Origin of the sequence: Thiobacillus sp. 65-1402 (genome assembly GCF_001897685.1) — a bacterium.
In the GTDB taxonomy this organism is placed as follows: domain Bacteria; phylum Pseudomonadota; class Gammaproteobacteria; order Burkholderiales; family Thiobacillaceae; genus Thiobacillus.
The window spans coordinates 1-2,566 of the sequence record NZ_MKUG01000028.1; the positions used below are offsets into that span (position 1 = coordinate 1).

2 protein-coding genes are annotated in these 2,566 nt (G+C 66.1%); both read left to right on the forward strand.

Translation table 11 applies throughout. The annotated features are described in order from the left end of the window. On the forward strand, nt 1–1,020 hold a 1,020-nt coding region (gene asd / locus BGO62_RS02575), incomplete at its 5' end, for an aspartate-semialdehyde dehydrogenase (protein WP_296639017.1). Between the two features lie 133 nt (nt 1,021–1,153). Next, the coding region (locus BGO62_RS02580; protein ID WP_296639018.1) for a FimV/HubP family polar landmark protein at nt 1,154–2,566 on the forward strand (1,413 nt) is incomplete at its 3' end.

A 2,566-nucleotide genomic window follows, 5' to 3' on the forward strand; every position in this document is an offset into this window, starting at 1 on the left:
CCGGTGTTCTTCACGACTTCCAACGTCGGCGGCAAGGGCCCCGACATCGGCCGCGAGGTGCCGCCGCTGAAGGATGCCAGCAGCATCGACGAGCTGCGTGCCTGCGACACCATCATCACCTGCCAGGGCGGCGACTACACGAAAGAGATCTACCCGAAGCTGCGCGCGGCGGGCTGGAACGGCTACTGGATCGACGCCGCCTCGACGCTCAGGATGAAGGACGAGGCCATCATCATCCTCGATCCGGTCAACAAGCATGTCATCCAGGACGGCATCGCCAACGGCGTCAAGACCTACGTCGGCGGCAACTGCACGGTGTCGCTGATGCTGATGGCGATGGGCGGGCTGTTCGACGCCGGTCTGGTCGAGTGGGTGTCGCCGATGACCTACCAGGCCGCTTCCGGCGCCGGCGCGCGCAACATGCGCGAACTGATCATGCAGATGGGCGCGGTGCACGCCGAAGTGACCGATCTGATCGGTGATCCGGCGTCGGCGATCCTCGAAATCGACCGCAAGGTGGCCGATTTCATCCGTTCCGACCGCTATCCGGTCGACGCCTGGCCGGTGCCGCTGGCGGGCAACCTGATTCCGTGGATCGATGTCGCGCTCGAGTCCGGCCAGTCGAAGGAGGAGTGGAAGGCACAGGTCGAAGCCAACAAGATCATGCGCCGCAGCGACAATCCTATCCCCATCGACGGCCTCTGCGTGCGTGTCGGCGCGATGCGCTGCCATTCGCAGGCTTTGACCATCAAGCTGACGAAAGATGTGCCGCTCGCCGACATCCATAGCCTGATTGCCGCGCATAACCAGTGGGTGAAGGTGGTGCCGAACGACCGCGAGATCACCATGCGCGAGCTCACCCCGGCGGCGGTGACCGGCACGCTCACCGTGCCGATCGGCCGCATGCGCAAGCTCAACATGGGCCCGCAGTACCTCACCGCGTTCACCGTCGGCGACCAGCTGCTGTGGGGGGCCGCGGAGCCCTTGCGCCGCATGCTGCGAATCCTGCTGCAAGCCTGAACGGTCAAGGCCTGCCCGGCGGCAAGGCCAAGGCTGGTGCGATTGTTGCACTAAAGATTGCGACCTGCCGAGCCGTCAATAGTGGCGTCAAGGATTCAACAGCCCCGCGCAGGGGCGAATAGGGAGAAACGGGATGAAATTGAAGCGCTTCACCACCCAGCTGGTGGCCGCAGGCTTGATTGCCGTGCCACTGATGACGCATGCAGCCGGGTTGGGCAAGCTGTCGGTCACCTCGGCGTTGGGGCAGCCTCTGGCGGCGGAGATCGAACTCCTCGCAGCCGACAAGGCCGAACTCGACAGCCTGTCGGCCAGTCTCGCTTCTGACCAGGCATTTCGCGATGCGCGCGTCGAATTCACCCCGGTGTTGTCTTCCCTGCGCTTTGCGGTCGAGAAAAAGCCCAATGGCAAGGCCGTGCTGAAAGTGACTACCAGCCGTCCGGTGAACGATCCCTTCATCGACATGCTGATCGAATTGAACTGGGCCTCGGGGCGGCTGGTGCGCGAATACACCATGCTGCTCGATCCGCCCGGCATGGGCGGCGCACAAACAGTGGCCCCGGTGGCGGTCGCCCCGGCCCAGGCACCCGTTGCCAAGCCCGCGTCGACCCCGACCCCGGCCCCGCAAAGCCAGGCCATGCCGACGCCGGCAGTCGACAAAACGCCGCCCCCGGCGAGCGCAAGCAAGCCGCAGCCTGCCGTCCCCGACCGCGTGACGGTGAAGCGGGGCGATACCCTGGTCGGCATCGCCAGCCAGGTGCGCCCGGGAGGGGTGAGCCTCGAGCAGACCCTGCTGGGCCTTTACCGCGAGAATACCCGGGCTTTCAACGGCAACATGAATCGCTTGAAAGCCGGCACGACACTGAACGTGCCGCCGGCTGAAAAAGTGGCTGCCATTCCGCAGAAGGAAGCGGTGCGCGAACTCAAATTGCAGGCCGACGACTGGCGTGCCTACCGGCAGAAACTGGCCGGGATTGCGAGCGCGGCCCCCGAGGCCAAAGCGGAGCCGGGGCAGGCCAGCAGCGGCAAGATTACCCCCCAGGTGGAAGACCGCGCCAAACCGGCGCCCGAAGCCCAGAAGGACGTCCTCAAACTGTCCAAGCTCGCGCCGCCGCCGGCGGCCGCCGGCAAGGCCGACGAAACCCGCGCCCTGCAGGAAAAATTGCGCGCCCAGGAAGAGGATGCGACCGCACGCGACAAAGCGCTGCAGGAATCGGGTCAGCGCGTGGCCGTACTGGAAAAGCAGATCCAGGACATGCAGAAGCTGGTCGAAATGCAGGAAAAGGCGCAAAGCGAGACGCCCGCTGCGGCGGCACCCGCACCGGTGGCGGCCAAGCCCGCACCCAAGCCGGCCGCCCCGGCCGTCGCGGCGCCTGCGGCCAGCCCCGAACCTGCCGCAAACTGGTACGATCCCCTGCTCGCCAACCCGATGTATTGGGGCGGCGGTCTTGCCGCGCTCGGGCTGGGGGGCGTGCTGTGGTGGATGGTGGCGAGCGGCAATCGCCGGCGCAAGTCCGGCAATAGCACCCTGGAAGACAGCATCATGAGC